Below are 17,549 nucleotides of genomic sequence, written 5' to 3'. Positions count from 1 at the left end.
TTGAAAATAAAAATGACTATTGGCAATCGAGTTCGTTTTTTTTGAACTGATTATCAATAGTCAAATACTTTAATTTCTATTAAATTAGGTTTGCACACTTTTATAAATTCACCTCTAAGTACAAATTATCGAGATCATCTTGTAATATACCAAGGTATCTTTTGGTCTCGGCTACAGAACTATGATTTAATGCTATACATATATAGTCTAGTGATATTCCTTTCTTAAAGGCAAAAAAACCCCATGTTTTTCGGAGCCCATGTGTTCCAAATCTTTCAGCGATGCCAACCATATCACATGCTTCATTCAACATAGTAGCTGCATATTGCCTTGATATTGGTTTATTCAATCCCTTCCTACTAGCAAAGAGGAAATCCTCTGGTTCCTTATCAGGGAATTCTTTCATATACTCATTTATAGCTTTTGATAGGTTAGAAGTTATAGGAAATCTTTTGTATTTTCCTGTTTTCTTTTCATTAAGTTCAATGAAACTTTCGACTTTTTTCCGGCTCCAAACATGTTTTACTTTCAACTTCAGAATATCACTAATTCGCAAAGCTGAGGATATTCCAACCATAAAGAGTAAGTAGTCTCTTTTGTTCTTCCCTCTAAGATAACCTTTTACTGCCTCAAGTTGTTTCAAGTCTCGTATCGGTTCCACCACCTTCATCATTTCACCTCCAATCTACCTTACAAAATCATTGTATACGGTGATTGAAGAATGCTCAAGAGCCTCTAGGCAATAAATAACTTTTATTTAAACTCGAAAGACTATGACAAGATAAAATATTATAATCTTTAATTTCTACTTTTAATAAACAAGCCAACTAGTCCTTATATGATATAATTTTTTTATAGAAGGGAGATTGAATTGTGATGAAAAAGCGTAGACAACACTATGTACCAAAGTTTTATCTAAGAAATTTTTCTCAAAATGATAACTCTATAAGCACATTTAATATAACAAACTCAAAATATATCAAAAATGCTTCAGTAAAGAATATGTGTCAAAGGAATAATTTCTACGGTGACGATGCAGTAGTAGAGGAGTTTTTAGATATAGAGATCGAAAGAAGAGCAGCTAAAATTATAAAAAGAATAATTGATACAAATACTATTCCGGATTTCGAAACTGAATTTGAAGAGTATGAACATTTGATAGCTTTTCTGTTAGTTACTGAGGGAAGAAATTTAAAAAGTGCTGATTCAGCAGACCACTTTGCCGACACCATTGCTAAAGTAATGTTAGAAGAACACCCAGATTTTAATGAGATAGAGTTAGATAAATTCTCCGTCAAACTAAATCATCCTGCAAATCAAACCATTGGAATTGCATTAAGTAGTACTCCGTTAGTCTTAGATCTGCAACCTGTCATAATTGTTCATAAGACTTCTAGGAAGTTCATCACATCAGATAATCCATTAATCCGCTATAACAACTTCTATATTCAAAGAAATTATCATGGAAGAGGGTCTGGTTATGCCACTAGGGGATTACAATTGTTTTTTCCTATTTCGTCTGAAAAGTGTTTACTTTTATATGATAGTCTGATATATGACATTCCAGATAAAGTAAATCATACTCTATTTCTAAATAAAGCTCGAGAAGTAGATTATCTAAATGAACTGTTTTATTTAAACGCTTACAATAATGTGTTTTTCAGTGAAAGAATTAAAGAAGATTATATTAGAAAAATATATCTAAGAAATAGAAATACTCCCAAGGTTAGTGACTTAGAACGAGAAGTCCAATTCTTCAATTCAACTGAAAGTGATGGTCAGCTAATAAGTATTACAAATAATAGAGTAACAAAAAAAATTAAACTCCCATGGATTAAGTATTCCAAATTTGCTAAAGAGTTGCCCCTACCAGCACACATGGGAGGTTTACAGAGAATTGAATCACCATTTATCAGAGATTACATGGATAAGTAAGTGAAGGAATTTATATAATAATTCCTAATTTTAGGAAGGAACTTTTGAAAGAAAGTAAAATATTGTGCTGAGTCCTCCCCTTAGTATTCCTCTCCTATCCAACCTCATTAAATGTTTACTAAATATAATGGATCGAATGAATGAGTAACATTCAGTATTCAATACATGTTCAATAAACAAAGGAATGCTGATTTAACGGCATTCCTTTGTTTACAGAACAAGGTTTTGTAAACAAATATCAATAGCTTCAGTAACTAACTATATTTCCTTGAATTTATTTTCTATTTATTCCAATATCTCTAATCATCATCCTTTACACTAAACCCTCCAGAATAAACATTTGTATTTTGCTGTTTCAGTATATATGTGTGCAGCCTGAAACAATACAGAACTAACACTCTCTTATCCATTGTCATAAATTATAGTTTTGTGACTCCAATCTCAGAGTTTTGGTTAATCGTATTAATGTACATCTTTTAGATTTTTTAGTGATGTTTTTTTATAATAATTGGTGGTTTTCATGGTTTTAGTGCTATAACAGAATTTATTGAATATCGACCAGTACCCCACAGTTTTCTACATTGTTTAGATTCTTATCACTTAGTATAGGAAATTGTAGATAACCGTTGCTAAGCTAGTGTATCAGGATTTCTAACTAAATTATTTCTCTATCTTAGCGTCCGAATCTAAAATATAGTTCTAGTATTTGTATTAGAATAGAATTATAAAAAATAATAGGAGATTTTACTTATGAGCTTTGAACGATCCATTTATCATGATAAAGTCTTGCAATACCTAATTAATAACAACCACTATTTTTTTAAAGCACCACTTTATCCTGTGGACTCAGAAATGTCCGCTTTGAGAGACTTATTAAGGAATCAGTCGACTGACATTAAAGAGGAACTTGATGAAATATGGAATGTTGCAATTAACCGCAACCCTTTTTATAAAACGTTAATTCAAAAGTTTACACTTCACATTCATAACGAAAACTTTATTCGTAAGGTAGGAGATGTTATTGCCGACCTTAATGGCATCTGGCATTTAATAGAACTAAAGACATCAAAGGACAATATTTTTAATATAAACTTTGATTCTTTAATTGCTTATGACACTCTTCCAATAGAAGTAAGGAATTATATTCATTTTATCTTTTTTGATGGTCAGTGCTTTTGGATGGCTAGATACAATGATCTAAATATTGAACCAGTTGTTCATGTATATGAGGAAATATACCAGAACCTTGAACGAATTAGGTTTATTAGAGACTATAATCGTTTTTACCAAATACAGATAAATAATAATAGGAATACCCCTTCGCATGTCGATAGAAGTTACAATGCTTATGTTAAAGTAGATATGAACAAACAACCGTTAGGTGTTGTTTCACCCATTCAAGAGCACATGGATAAACTAAAAAACCAATTCTCATTAGGAAATGTTTAGACAAGACGCATATAAGTAGTTCTTTAAGAGGTAGCTATAAAAAATATACCTACCTCCTCTTAACCTATACTTTTATTAAAATCCCCCCCTATTACATTAATAACCCTAAGTTATGTAGATAGAACGAAATCCTCCTTAAAATACCATCATATTCTTGTTTTACAATTATTTACTTATACCCTAAGCCATCTTTTCCCTTTATGCTTAGTTAGTAAATTAATTAGGGTGGTGATCGTTATGAGGCTGATATCTTCTAGGGAATTGACTAAAGAAGAGCTATTAGCTAATTTATCGACTTTTTTAGAAAAATGGATAAGCACATCTTCAAAAATATTAATAGAAGAAATGGAACTTTCCTTTGTTGTTGAGGGTGTAAAGTATGACTTGAGTAATAATGATGAAGAAATTGTGTTTAATCTCGATTCAGAGTTAGATGCTAATATAAATGAAATTTCTAATATGAAAAAACGTGAAAGGGAAGTTATTTCAGAACCCTCATTGAATTATAGAGAGATAAATAAATGGATGTTTATAAAAACTTCGAATTTGAACATACCTCATGAAATAGAAGTTGAGTTGGATTATGTGGGAAATACAGTAGATTTGTCTGGTTATAGTGAAAAAGAATCACTCCCAGTTTATTCCATTGAAAGATATTGTGTTAAACGTAAATTAGAATTCTTAAAGAAATGGAATGAGCAGTTTATCCCAAAATCTATCCTTGTTTCATCATTTCCTCTAAACAGTATAGAAAATATTCCAACTTCTGCAATATATTTTTCAGATAATGAATTTCATAATTGCGTGCGTTTAAGTGATGTAGAAAATGTCCTAGATACAAAGATTTATACAGACTTGAAGGATAAAACTTCATTAGTAACTACGGAATCCATAAAAAAAAAATTATCAATACACCTCAAACCAGTTGAACCCGTTGGTAGATTATTCAGGTGGGGTTCCTGGGCCTATGTTGACAACTACCGTCTTGAAAATGTTTTTGATATAAATTTAGCAATGAAAGAAAATGGATATTGCATTGTAAATAATAATGAGTATTATGAGAAACGCTTCGTTGATTATTTGTCCGAATATGATTTAAACTACTTCCCTAAAGAATTAAAGTTAAAAGAAAAAGCTGTGATTTATGGAGTGAGAATAGAAGATAGTGTTTTTGAAAAGAAAATTCACCAAATTTATAAGATAGACCAAATTCTTAGCAAATTTACAACCCTTATACATGAAAAGGACTTAAACGACAAACATTTCCGATGTCCACTCGCCCTTCTACACAAACTTAAAAGGGAATTTAGTAGCCAAGAAAAGAGGGAGGATTATAATAAACTTTCCCCAACTGGCTTTACTACGAAAAATGAATTGATATTTGACAGTATCCCTTCCAATATTCAGGAAATTATGAACTTGCATATTTTAGAATATAAAGAAAAAGAAAAAATAGATGAAATAAAAAAGACTAAAGCTAAATTAAAATAAACTTATTAATACTATCAACTGGCATACTGAAATAAACAACATTATACGGTCTTGTAGAATAAAAATTAAAACGTATATTTGACTTATCAAGAAAGGATAGAGAGTATCAATTTATTTCTCCTTATCCTTTCTAAAAGTTAACTTGCTTTCTCATCGCTAATCTTTGACATTTTTGTTGTTAGCACGTTTCGTATAGAATTTTTCAACTCATCAATCTTTTCTAAGTGTTGCTCTGAAATCATGCCTTTGCTTACCGAGGTTTCTAAAGAACTTTCAAGCCCACTTAGTGATTTCAGAGAATCATTAAAAAAACGAAATTTCTTTGGAATATATAATTGGTGTGCTTCGGCAATATTAGCAACACATGAAGTAGCTTGCTTCCTCATTTTGCTCATAAGATACCTTTCCTTCCAAAACGCTTTTTCTCTTGTTACTTTATATATACTTTCTACCAACATCAAAGCATTATCATACGCTCCAAAGTTTTTCACATTAGGTGTGTATGGGCTTGGCAAATCTAATCCTTTTCCCTCTTTTTCTTTAATATTGGATAAGTTTTTTGTAAGAATACCTATCACTTGATTAACCATGTTATCCAATTCCTCGAATTGGTTTTTAGTGATATACTTTTGGCCCAATGAGACCTGGAGCCATGCAGAAGTTTCTTTTGCAGATCCTATCGCTATACTGTATTGGTTAAACTTCTCTCGAATATAGATTTGCTCACCTATTTGTATTCTTTTTTTAATTGATTCTGCACTCCTCTCAATTTGATTAACAATATGATCAAACTCGAATGAAGGAAAGTTCTTACATAGTTCAATGATTCGTTCTTCTAATTCCTTCGCTTTCTGATAGCCATTAAATTGTTTTACATCTCTTACTTCAAGGGTATGCTGCTGGTTTTGTAGAGGGGTGACTTTTTTTGATGATTTTGATGGAGTACTTGCACACTCATCATTCGAAGGGGGGATTGGGAAGAGGTGTTGGAGATTATCGTAAATTTGAACAGCTCTATATTTATGCAAGTAGTAGTCAACCACAATCTCCTCGGACTCAGTTATATCTACATCTTTAAGAACCCAAATTAATCCTTTCTCTGCTAGATTCTTAAGTTTATCACCAATGTCCATGATGCTGTAGTTAGATAGTTCTCTTTCATTTCGATACCAGTTTTGTATTTCTTCTACTTTTTTATTCAATTTTCTTTCACTCCTTTTTCTTTATAAAGTATTAATTTTTTTCTTCTTTATACTTCTATTGTACTGCCTCGCTTCTATAATAAATAGTTTATTAGGTTCAACCATGTTCTAGCATTATTTAAGAAACTTATGAAATTATCACACTTGCTAGAACCCTACTATTATGAATTTTACTTATATTTATGACTAAAGTGCATAGTATGAACTGTTAAATCTATTAAATAAAAGGAAGTGGTTTTACATGAAAGAACAGATTTTAATTGCCGTAGATTGCGGCAAAGCAAATAGCAAGGGCCTAGCAAAATGGAAAGGTAGAACTTACACAACAACTTTTCCAACGAGAATGCAACAAGTTAAAAGATTCGGAGTAGAAATTCAACCGAACTCCTATCTAGTCGAGTACAAGGGAGATGAATTTCTTCTAGGAGAAATGGTCTCTGAAAGTTACTCTGATTTCAACTTAACCAAAAACTCACTCATCCATAAAGTAGCCATTTACACAGCTATTACCAACCTTCTCCTAAAGGCAAATGCTCCAAGTTACGTTGATATCCGCTTGGCCATCAATGTACCAATTTCCGCCTACAAAGATAAGATTCAAAAAGAGAATTTCAAATCTATGATTGAAAATGAAAATCGAACAATCCACTTAATCGTAAATGGAAAAGCATTCTCAATTGACTTATCGGATGTTACCATCGCATTTGAAGGTATGGGTGAAGTGTACGCCAAACCTGAAAAATACAGAAAAGGATATACAACAGTGATAGATGTAGGAGGTTTAAACTGTACATATTGCCAGTTTAAAGGCGTGCAACCTATGGTAAACACAATGATTTCATCAGATTTAGGTGTCAAAATCCTTCTCGGCAAAATCGGAAAAGCTATCAATGAACGCTATGGACTTTCTGTTTCCTCTGATGACCTTGAACACGTATTGAGAAGTGGATACTTTGCGAGTAAAGGAGAAATTTTTGAAGATAGTAAGGTATTTATTGAAGAACTAAAGTACGATCACCTGCAACAAATCGTTCAATTCGCCAAGAGTCGTGGATATACTTTCAATATGTCGGAAATCCACTTTGTAGGAGGTGGATCCATTACTCTAAGAAGGTACATTAAGCAGCTATTTCCCCATGCAGTCATTATCGACAATCCCCTCTACAGCAATTGCCTCTCTTTCCTCAAAATTCTCGAGGTCAAATATGCCTAATGCTAGATATACCATTAGCATTCTCTCTAAAGACTCTGAGTTGATTCAGTACATTGAGAACAAAAGAAAGTCAATTGGATTAAGTGCCTATATTCGGGAATTGATTCGAAATGACAAGGAAAAACAAGATACCTCAGATTTAGAGCAAATATATGAATATGTAGCAAAGAGAATGAAAGAAGACGGATTACATATTGATAATACAGGTGCTCAAGAAGCTAAAAAATTTATTGATGAGCAAGATAAGGAGATCATTATGGACCTCTTCTAATTCTTCACACAAACATAAAGGACCCCAAACGAAGGGTCCCTTTTTATTATGTGGTTCATCACTGTATTAACTTATGAAACTGTCCGCTCATTTAAGCCATCGTAAACTTCTTCAAACATATCATCCATAATAAACGATCTAAATTCGCCGTTTTCTAACATCTTCATAAAGAATTTTTCATTTTGCGACATTCTTGAAATAACAAAATCCAAAAATGCTTTTTCATAGGAAAACTTAAAATTCTCCCTTGTATTACTCTGTGCCTTTTGAGCTAAGTCCTCATTATTAATCATATCTTCTTTTATCTGTTCTCGGGATAATTTATCTGTTTCCGAAAACTCAGTACCAAATCGTTCATTCAATCGGTCAATAATCGAAGAGAGCCTTTCTTTTTCCTCATCTCCTGATTGCCCTTTTCCATGACTTGCAGGCTTTAATTTAGTTTCTCCATCAGGATTAAGTGATATGTTACCTTCAAATACTTTTTCATTTCGATAGTATTGCAGTGCAACATCATCAGCCAGATACACACCGTCAGAAACATTTTTAGGTAGCTTTCTTAACAGATAATTTAGATAGACATATAACTTGTGAAGATCAATGTCTGCAAATGGACCTATCTGCAAGATAAAAGAATATGTCCGAACAAATTTGGTAGTAGCTCCTTTAAAATCTTCTTGCTGTTCTTTTGATAGTTCTTTATTATAACGATTCACCGCTTTATCCAGGATAGAATTCAACTTCTCCTGTGTCTTACTTGTTTTCCTTTTTTCACTAAATTCTAATTTACAAACCTCTTCGATTTCTTCCTTTGTGTACACCTGACAAGCATCTAATTCTCTTTCTAAATCATAGAGCAAGTTGGGATCTGTTGTGCTTTCTAATCCCGTGATTTCATAATATGGTTGAAATGCCTTTTGTATATCTTCTGCCTCATTTACAAAATCAAGTACGAAGGTATCATTCTTACCCTTACAAGTTCTGTTTAGCCTAGAAAGTGTCTGTACAGCCTTTATCCCATCTAGTGGCTTATCAACATACATAGAGTGAAGTAACGGTTCATCAAAACCAGTTTGGTATTTCTCTGCAACCAATAAAACTTGATAATCATCAGTATGAAACTTATCTGGTAATTCTTTTTCTCCAAATCCGTTCATCTCTGGTTCTGTATAGGGTACACCTTTATCCTCAACTGTTCCTGAAAATGCTACTAAAGTGTTTAAATCACCATAGCCTTTTGCTTTGATATACTTATCAAATGCTTGCTTGTATCTAACAGCGTGAAGACGACTACCTGTAACTACCATAGCTTTAGCACGCCCGCCAATCTTATGTCTAGTTACTTGTCGGAAATGTTCCACAATAATTTCCGTTTTCTGAGCTACGTTATGTGGATGTAAAGATACATACTTCGCTATTTGCTTTGTTGCCTTTTTACTAGAAACCTCTGGATCATCTTCAATACTTTTGGCCACTTTATAAAAGGTTTTATACGTTGTATAATTCTTTAATACATCTAAAATGAAACCTTCTTCAATTGCTTGTCGCATAGAGTAGACGTGGAAAGCATGTGGCATTCCATCCTTATCATAGGTTCCAAACCGTTCAATCGTTTTCGGTTTTGGTGTAGCAGTAAAAGCAAAGAAAGAGATGTTAGCCTGTTTCCCACTTTTTGCGATAGTTTCTGCAATTTTCTCGTCTACGTCTTCCATATTTTCTTCTGCTAATCTGTCGGCCTCAAAAGCATCTTCTAGCGATTTATCCGATAAGATGTTAGTCATTGCTGTCGAAGCCTTTCCGCCCTGGGATGAATGAGCTTCATCTATTACTATTCCATACTTACCAGCAGAAAACTCCCCTAACTTTTCTATAATAAATGGGAACTTCTGTAACGTAGTGATAATCACCCTAGTTCCTCCAGCAATAGCATTAGCTAATTGTGCAGAATCTTTATCTATTTTCTCTACCATTCCCGCTTTATGCTCTAATTGATAGACGGCATCTTGTAGCTGCTTATCTAATACTCTTCTGTCCGTAATAACAATTACGCTCGTAAACATGGCATTAGCTTCTTCATCATGGAGTTTAGCAAGACGATGAGCTAACCAAGAAATACTATTGGTCTTACCACTACCCGCACTATGTTGTATCAAGTAGTTTTGGCCGACCCCTTTTTCTTTCACATCTAGCTCTATTTTTCTTACTGCATCCAACTGATGGTAGCGAGGGAAGATAACCGTTTCTCTTTTATCTATAATTTCTCCAGTAGAATCCAATATGTCTTCTTGGTTTACATAGACGAATCGAAAGAGAATATCTAGTAAGCTATCTTTTTGAAGAATATCATTCCATAAGTACGAAGTACGGTAGTCATTATAGACAACTGGATTGCCTTTTCCTCCATCATTTCCTCTATTAAAGGGCAAAAAGAACGTTTTATCTCTATTCAGTTGTGTTGTCATGTAAACCTCATCAGTATCTACAGCAAAGTAAACAATGGATCGTTTCTTGAACTGGAATAACAACTCTCTAGGATCCCGATCTTTTCTAAACTGACTCTTGGAATCTTCTACCGTTTGATTAGTTAGTTGATTTTTCAACTCCAGAACAACTATGGGTAAACCATTAAGAGAGAGCATCATATCAATGCTATTATTTTTTTTACTACTGTAGAATACTTGTCTACTAACCGTAAAGATGTTTTTCTCATAGAGATCTATTAGCATTTGATTCATATCGCTGACAGGCTTGTTGTATGCCAGTTTTAGGTTTACGCCATAATCCTTTATCCCATGCCTCAAGCAGTCTATCATTCCACGTTTATCCAGTTCCTTGTGCACTCGGTCTAAGATTTTCTTTTTGTATTGGTCTTTATAGGCTTTTCGTAAACGTTCGAGTGATTTCGGTTGGGAATTCTCCAGAAACTCAAAAAAAGTCCCCACATCAATTGCGTACTTTCTAAAATCCTCTAAGGATTGACCAGAAACGGTTCTTTGAATATAACCTGAATTAATCAGATTAGCTTCTATATTAGCTTCAAAACCTTTTTCAGAATAGTCAATGCTCACCTTCTCACCTCCATATTTTTATATATGTTCTCTAATGTCAATCTTTCCTGTAACTACTTCATAAATTAGAGATTGACGGTATTCTTTTAATTTTTCATTTTGAGATTTAAGTTTCTCTCTTAATTCATCAACAGCTTGAAGTTTATCTTTTATACTACTAACGATTTCTAGTTGCACTCTTAAATCAGGTAAAGGTACAGACAATGTTGAGACAAATTCCCAATTTGTTCTTGGCATCTTAGCACCGTATGTAGAAGAATTAATTATTTGAATATATCTATCTGATAGCAATACAAATTGCAAGTATTCATTTGATATTAAGTTTTGATTTACGTTTAGTACAAGTAGTTCAGTTGTACTCTTACCATCAAAATAAGGAACATAGCATTTAGCTAAGTATGGCCTTAGCTTTCCAAATAGGACATCACCAGAATAAAATATGTTTGATGTGCCTTCTACACTTACTTCTTCTAAATCAATAATCGGTTTGTATTTTCCTGTTTTTGATTCGATATTCTCCAAACCAACATAAGGTAATTTCTCATCATCAACTACCTTATGATTTCTTAAAGAGACTAAATACTTCATTTTCTTTACTTCCCAATACTCAGGTATCTCCCCAATCCACTCAACACCCGAATCCTTCATTTTTACATCAGGATTTAATCCTTTTGTCACCGCTTCGGTAATAATTGCTTGACGTTTTTCCTCAAGTAATTCAATGAGCTTTTCTTTGTTGGCGATTAGTGAGTCAATTTCAGAAGTTTTGTCATTAAGAAATAACGAAATTTCCGATTGCTCTTCTAGTGGGGGCATTGCAAAATAGATATTTCTAAAGTCTTCTTTGTTTAGTTTCGGTTGTGCACTAGAAGCATTAGCCTTTAATGAAAATTGTGATTGAACATATTCACTATTTGCAACGTAAATCATAAACTTATTTTCCACTTTTGAATTATCAAACTTAGCCATCATCATATTTGGACCCAACGTAGCTCGGTAATCAACATCCGGCATTTGTACTACAAGCCCAGAATATGCCCCTACATTCGCAATTAAAAATTCACCACCATGTAAACTAGACTTTCTTAAAAACCTATATGAGTCTTCATTTACATACACTCCGTTATTGTTTTTTAAATCCGTTCTTAAATCAGTCAAACGGATCAATCTAGCATAATTGGGTGAATCTAAATATGTTACATTCTCCGCCAAACTTTTGAATGAACCATTCGCTGTATAATCTGTTAGTATTTTTGTTACATATCTTAATTTTGTAAAAATCCAATGAGAAGGGATATTATTTAAAATCGGATTTCTTAATGTTTTGTATGCTTCATATTGTGGTAAGTTTGATTCCATTACTCCATCACCTTCTTCAACTTCTCCAAAATACTCTCTTCCAACTCTTTTATTTCCTCGTTTATCTCTTCCGAACTTCTCAATTCCTTATATTCATAAAAATGACGTGTAAATGGAACTTCATATCCTACCTTTGTCTTAGATTCATCAATCCTAGCATCTGAAACATGTGGTTTTACTTCTCTTTCAAAGTAGTCATGAATAGATTCTTTCAATGGCACAATTTCTGTATCACGTAAATCAGCATCTGGCTCAGGATTTCCCTTACTATCCAAACAAATATCGGCAGTCTCGTCTTTCTCAGACAATGCAGCTAGAATAGCTTTAAATAAGGGGGCACCGACCTTTATATCGTTTTCTTTAAATTTCTTCTTCAGCTTCTTCGTGAACACTTCTTTATTCATATATGTCTCATCTGATTTCATTGATAGTAAAGCATTCACTAAATTTCTTTGCTGTTGTTTTCCTAACTCTATAGCCTCTAATCCTGCTTCACCCTTTTTCTTGGACTTAGCTAAGTTTGCAAAAGCAGTTTGATTATCTAACTCTTCTACTCTTTCCTCATTAATCTTGAAGTTTAAACGCAACGGTCTTTCTACTGTTATCTTTTGGTAACCAAAGTCTTCATTATCAAAGATCTTCACCTGTTTTCCTTCTTTAAAATCACCATATAATCTAATTATTTCAGCAATGTGCTCCTCAGATAGTTCCTTACGTTTGCTACCTAAACTCTTTCTCATCTTTTGATAAAAATCTACGGCATTTACAAGTTGGATTTTCCCTTTACGAAGTGAACTTTTGTTATTAGTTAGTATCCATACATACGTTGAAATCCCAGTATTGTAAAATAGGTCAGTTGGCATAGCAACAATTCCTTCAACCAGATCGTTCTCGATTAAATATCTCCGTATTTCAGATTCCCCACTACCCGCATCTCCAGTAAATAAAGGAGACCCATTCATGATAATGGCAAGACGGGATCCTTTTGGATTATCTTCCGTGACTGGTTTCATTTTGGATACAAGATGCTGCAAGAAAAGAAGTTGTCCATCACTTATACGAGGCAGGCCTGCTCCAAACCTTCCGTTATAACCCTTTTCCTCATATTCAGTCTTCACCGCTTTTTCTGCTGGCTTCCATTCCACTCCATAAGGTGGATTAGTTATTAGATAATCAAAGGTCATTTCAGAAAAGGCATCATTTGATAAAGTATTCCCAAAACGAATATTCTTGGCTTCCTCTCCCTTAATTAAAACATCAGCCTTACTAATAGCATAAGATTCCTCATTGAATTCTTGAGCAAAAAATTCTAACTCTGCTGTTGGATTTAATTCCTTTAGGTATTCTTGAGCAACTGAGCCCATACCACCTGTACCTGCACATGAATCATATAATGTTTGTGTTATCCCTTGCTTCGTTAAAATATCTTCATCATCTAAAAATAATAGATTTACCATCAAACGTACGACCTCACGAGGAGTGTAGTGATCACCAGCCTCTGCATGCTCACTGAAACGACGAATTAACTCTTCAAATATGTATCCCATTTCTACATTAGATACGACACTTGGATGTAAGTCTATCTCACTAAACCGTTTTACAACAAGGTATAGCAAATCGTTACGCTCCATCTTATCTATCTGCTTATCAAAATCGAAATACTCGATGATGTCTCTTGCTGTCTTAGAAAACCCATTTATATAATCTCGCAAGTTATCAGCTATGTTATCTGCATCACTTAGCAATTTAGAGAAGTCATATTTACTTACATTACTAAATCTTTGTTTTGCCACTCTGTTAAGTATTTCATCTCTTGACTCTTCTGGGATATCCTTAAATTGCTCATACTGATTTAGCACCTCTTCTTTAGTGCTATCCAACACGCTGTCAAAACGTCTTAATACAGCCATTGGTAAAACTACTTTCCCGTAATCTTCGGGCTTATATGGGCCTCTAAGCAACTCTGCTATAGACCATATAAAAGAAACTTTTTCTTGAAAATTTATCATCATGTGAAACTCCTTTATGTAAAAACCAATTTATATAACCTACCTCTATTATACTACCAAATATTCACCCAAATAATAAGGTGGGAAATTTAGACTATGTTATCAATTAAGTACCACGAAATCCTTTGAACCCTGTGTTAGAGCATTAGTACCTTGATAAAAGAGAAATAACGTACAGGTGTTGCTGGGCGATGAAGTTAGCCTATTTCTCAGTGCCTTATATAATTGACTGAGTTCGGCTTACTTAGTATATGCCTTATTCTTCTATGCGGTGGCACTGTCCCGCCTAAGTACTCCCATATAAGAGGAGAAAAATGTCCACTGTTGGAAGAATGAATAGTGCCCCTAAAATATAAAATCTAAATTAGGGCTTACAATATCAATTAAAAAAAGAAGGTCATTATAGTCTACCTTCTTTTTTCAACTCTCTTATTCTTCTTTGTAGTGTCTTAGGTTGGATGCTTAGCCTAATACAAATGTCTTTTTTTACAACACCCTGGGACAGGAGGTTTATTATTTTTTGCTTTTCCTCCTCTATCAGTATGCGTTTGCTAATATGGAGGTTGCCATATACTTCTTCTCTGTACTGGCTTGCTTTCTTCACTCGGTTCCTTCTCTTTTTCTCGCCAGCACTTATAATTGTTTGTAATTGTAACTTTTCTTCCATTTGTGGTGGAATGCTAAGATGCTCTAAAATTGTTTGATTTTTAGGGGCATACTGCTTTCGTTCTACGTTCCGAGTATCTTGGTCGATGGAGGATTTTTTTAATGGGGTTTTGAAACGTTCATTTAGTTCGAACATCATGTCTTTTGCTTCATCTGGTGAATATCCAGCTAATAGAGCGTGGGATCGGACCATGAAACATAGGAACCTTCTACCGTCTAAATCACCATCAAAATAATCGACAATCCGGAAGAAGTCTCTTAATCTTTTTTTGTTAAGCGTGAGGGTATTGTGAAGATGAATGATTTTGCCTTTTTTCTTTTGCTTGGATTTCCATTCTAAGTACCAACTTGGTAATGGATCTAACCACTCCTCCTTTATGCCTTCAATAGTAAAATCATGGCCAAATACTTTCATTTTAATAGTGCTACCATCCTTGCTATTTATGCTGCCTAAAATTCGTCCATGTGATGTGATTGGTTGATATTCCGCACCATATTCAGATAACCGATTAGCAAACACCTTCGAAATTCTCCTAGCAATATTTTTGGATGCTTCAGAGCCCTTTTTAATGTATAGGTCCTTAATCTTATATAGCAGCCTTAGTTGATGACCATATTCGATAGCTGAGGGATGTGGAATCGTTTTTCCAACTTCTTCTTCAAGAATTATTTGCCATACTTGTTGAGGTGTCATTTTCTTATATTGTTTAATTTTGCGATAATCAACATCAATTTGTATCAGAGGAATGGAATATACATTTTCATCTGTAGCACTCTTCATCGTTTTGAAAGTTGAGAGGGAATACATTAAGTCAATGTTACGATTAAAGCGTGGGGATTGTAAGATCGTGGATAACTTTATACTATCTTTTAGGGATTCTGTGGGTTGATAGTAGGTGTCACCGGTTTCCTTATTTAACAAATGAACGAAGACACCTGCATTAACATCAAAAGCGAAGCTGAAAAATTTAGCTAATTCCGTAAATTCATTAATTCGAGGATTAGATTGTTTTGAGGAGCATACCTTTTTCGATTTTTTACTTTCTTTTAAGTTTAATTGTCGATAGACATAATGTCTTCTCTCCCAATAACCAAATTTCTTGAGATTTCTATCTACTTCCTCCTTTCGTAAATTTATCATCATCTTCAATAGGTTATCTACACTTCTTGGTTTGTAGACACAATATACTTTTTTCGTTTTAAAATCAAAAGTTGGTACTAAATTGGGGTACTTCAGCAATTCTTCTTTATGACTCTCATAATATTTGTCAATGGCACGTTTGGACTCTGAATCTTGTTTTTGAAATTCCTGAACTGCTAAACTCACAACAATAAACCTCCCATGGAAATAATTACAGTGTTACTATCCCATATACTACTTTCCAATAAAGGTTTTATATATTTTTTAATGTCTTAGCAGGTTCGAGTAACATGATTAGTTGGAACTTAGAGAGGAGACGTGACTCCAGCTAGGTCTAACCTCATAAGTGTTAACTCTTGGAAGGATCAAAACTTTCTTGAAATTACATTGCCTCTGTTAGTCACAAACTTTGGATCAGTTTTCCGTTACTTCAGGCAGTTTTTAATAAACTTTGGATACTTCCTTCGTTCAATCTTGCAGTTTTATTTAAACCTTTGGCCAAACTTTCCGCTTTATTTCTATCTTTCCTCCAAACTTTGGATCAATGTTCCGCTATTTCGTGCAGTTTTAGATAAACTTTGGATATTTCCTTCGTTCAATCTTGCAGTTATGCAGAAATTTCATCCAAATCCTTGCTATATCTTGATTTTTTCTAACATCCTATAGACTCGAGACAGTTACCTTTCTCGAAAACATACTTGCAGTCCTACCTATTGACTATTCCAGTCATAGGGACTCTTTTACTTATTAAAACACCAAAGCTGATTTTTTATATTACTTATATAGGGTTATGTTTCGGTAATCCTGTTATTGTCAGAATAGATAAAATAATGTATCATTAAATCAATTAAAACTACTATTTAAATATGTAAAGAGGTGTAGCTTATTGATTACAGAACAAGATGTTAAATTAATGCAAACAGCATACGGATTATTATATGAGCTAGAAAACTCCATGCGGATCTACATAAAGGAAAAAATGGAAGAATGCTACGGAATCCATTGGCACCACTATGCTCCAAGAAAAGTACTAAAACGCCCACCTTCAAAAGCATTTGAAAGTCTCCTGTTTAGCGAATACGAAAGCTACTTTAGAAATTATCCAAACGCCTTCAAAAACATACCCTCGGAACTATACACAAAACTTTATCAACTTTACCCAATCCGAAACAAGGTCGCCCATAATCATACATTATCTTTATCAGAATACGAAATGCTTGAGCAATACGCTGCATTCCTGATTAAATGTATGGACAATGAGCATCACAAATCATTAGTTACTTCTTAGACATATCCCGTTGTGGCAAAGATAGCATAGGGTGAGTATTTTAAGAGCAAACGGGGGTATCCGGTAATTTTACAATCAATAGAATTATAGTAGCAATCACAAAGAAAAGGAGCTAATCATCACTAGCTCCTTTTTCTATTATCACACTATGTTTGACTGTTATTTTATTTGGTATGTCATCTCAATATTCTTTTTATCTTAACAATGAACTGTTCGACTCATTGGCCAATAGATAATCCCTTTAGCGATTCGAGCTTTTTAAAGCAAGTGCTTTATCACGTCGCTCCTTAAATTTGAGGATGGTAGTCACATTATTATTTTCGGGTCTTCGGAATATATAGTGGAATTACTTTCTTAATAGTTTAAAAACAACTGGTGTTTAAATCGGATTTTCTGGTGGGATGTTAGGATAATCAATAGTATTATATAAAAGTATCAATCACATACGAGTGATACT

At 33.7% G+C, this 17,549-nt stretch carries 12 protein-coding genes; 6 read left to right on the top strand and 6 right to left on the bottom strand.

The features are described 5' to 3' along the window. Window positions 1-100: 100 nt before the first annotated feature. The gene (locus tag BN988_RS13675) at window positions 101-670 is read right to left on the bottom strand and encodes a site-specific integrase (protein ID WP_036577322.1); all 570 of its coding nucleotides are present in this window, start codon (window positions 668-670) and stop codon (window positions 101-103) included. A gap of 206 nt (window positions 671-876) precedes the next feature. On the opposite strand from BN988_RS13675, the gene BN988_RS13670 reads away from it, so the two are divergent. From BN988_RS13670 to BN988_RS13660, 3 genes are all read left to right on the top strand, one after another. Continuing rightward, complete coding sequence (locus tag BN988_RS13670; protein ID WP_231495243.1) at window positions 877-1,935, top strand: DUF4238 domain-containing protein; 1,059 nt, start codon at window positions 877-879, stop codon at window positions 1,933-1,935. Window positions 1,936-2,685: 750 nt separating this feature from the next. Continuing rightward, window positions 2,686-3,384: a hypothetical protein gene (locus BN988_RS13665; protein ID WP_036577320.1), complete on the top strand. Its 699-nt coding sequence runs from the start codon at window positions 2,686-2,688 to the stop codon at window positions 3,382-3,384. Between the two features lie 237 nt (window positions 3,385-3,621). Continuing rightward, the gene (locus BN988_RS13660) at window positions 3,622-4,875 is read left to right on the top strand and encodes a hypothetical protein (RefSeq protein WP_036577319.1); all 1,254 of its coding nucleotides are present in this window, start codon (window positions 3,622-3,624) and stop codon (window positions 4,873-4,875) included. A 137-nt stretch (window positions 4,876-5,012) separates the two neighbouring features. On the opposite strand, the gene BN988_RS13655 is transcribed toward BN988_RS13660, so the two are convergent. Further along, window positions 5,013-6,077 (bottom strand): four helix bundle protein, encoded by a 1,065-nt coding sequence (locus BN988_RS13655; protein WP_036577318.1) that lies wholly within the window; start codon window positions 6,075-6,077, stop codon window positions 5,013-5,015. A 241-nt stretch (window positions 6,078-6,318) separates the two neighbouring features. On the opposite strand from BN988_RS13655, the gene BN988_RS13650 reads away from it, so the two are divergent. Together BN988_RS13650 and BN988_RS13645 are read left to right on the top strand one after the other, a co-directional pair. Further along, window positions 6,319-7,290, top strand: coding sequence for a ParM/StbA family protein (locus BN988_RS13650; RefSeq protein WP_036577317.1), 972 nt, complete (start codon window positions 6,319-6,321; stop codon window positions 7,288-7,290). After that, window positions 7,283-7,561, top strand: a complete 279-nt coding sequence (locus tag BN988_RS13645; RefSeq protein WP_036577316.1) for a hypothetical protein — start codon at window positions 7,283-7,285, stop codon at window positions 7,559-7,561. Before BN988_RS13650 ends, BN988_RS13645 begins: the two co-directional genes overlap by 8 nt. Before the next feature lie 71 nt (window positions 7,562-7,632). On the opposite strand, the gene BN988_RS13640 is transcribed toward BN988_RS13645, so the two are convergent. The 4 genes from BN988_RS13640 to BN988_RS13625 form a co-directional block, all read right to left on the bottom strand. Beyond that, window positions 7,633-10,629: a type I restriction endonuclease subunit R gene (locus BN988_RS13640; RefSeq protein WP_036577315.1), complete on the bottom strand. Its 2,997-nt coding sequence runs from the start codon at window positions 10,627-10,629 to the stop codon at window positions 7,633-7,635. Window positions 10,630-10,647: 18 nt separating this feature from the next. Then, window positions 10,648-11,988, bottom strand: a complete 1,341-nt coding sequence (locus BN988_RS13635) for a restriction endonuclease subunit S (RefSeq protein ID WP_051557949.1) — start codon at window positions 11,986-11,988, stop codon at window positions 10,648-10,650. After that, the gene (locus BN988_RS13630) at window positions 11,988-13,997 is read right to left on the bottom strand and encodes a type I restriction-modification system subunit M (RefSeq protein WP_036577314.1); all 2,010 of its coding nucleotides are present in this window, start codon (window positions 13,995-13,997) and stop codon (window positions 11,988-11,990) included. The genes BN988_RS13635 and BN988_RS13630 overlap by 1 nt, the downstream gene beginning before the upstream one ends. Before the next feature lie 400 nt (window positions 13,998-14,397). Further along, the gene (locus BN988_RS13625) at window positions 14,398-15,990 is read right to left on the bottom strand and encodes a hypothetical protein (RefSeq protein WP_036577313.1); all 1,593 of its coding nucleotides are present in this window, start codon (window positions 15,988-15,990) and stop codon (window positions 14,398-14,400) included. A 700-nt stretch (window positions 15,991-16,690) separates the two neighbouring features. Here BN988_RS13625 and BN988_RS13620 point away from each other — a divergent pair. Continuing rightward, window positions 16,691-17,092 (top strand): hypothetical protein, encoded by a 402-nt coding sequence (locus BN988_RS13620; protein WP_036577311.1) that lies wholly within the window; start codon window positions 16,691-16,693, stop codon window positions 17,090-17,092. The last annotated feature ends 457 nt before the right edge of the window (window positions 17,093-17,549 follow it).

This window comes from Oceanobacillus picturae (genome assembly GCF_000612865.1).
In the GTDB taxonomy this organism is placed as follows: Bacteria; Bacillota; Bacilli; order Bacillales; family Amphibacillaceae; genus Oceanobacillus_B; species Oceanobacillus_B jordanicus.
This window is presented reverse-complemented; position numbering and strand designations above follow the sequence as displayed.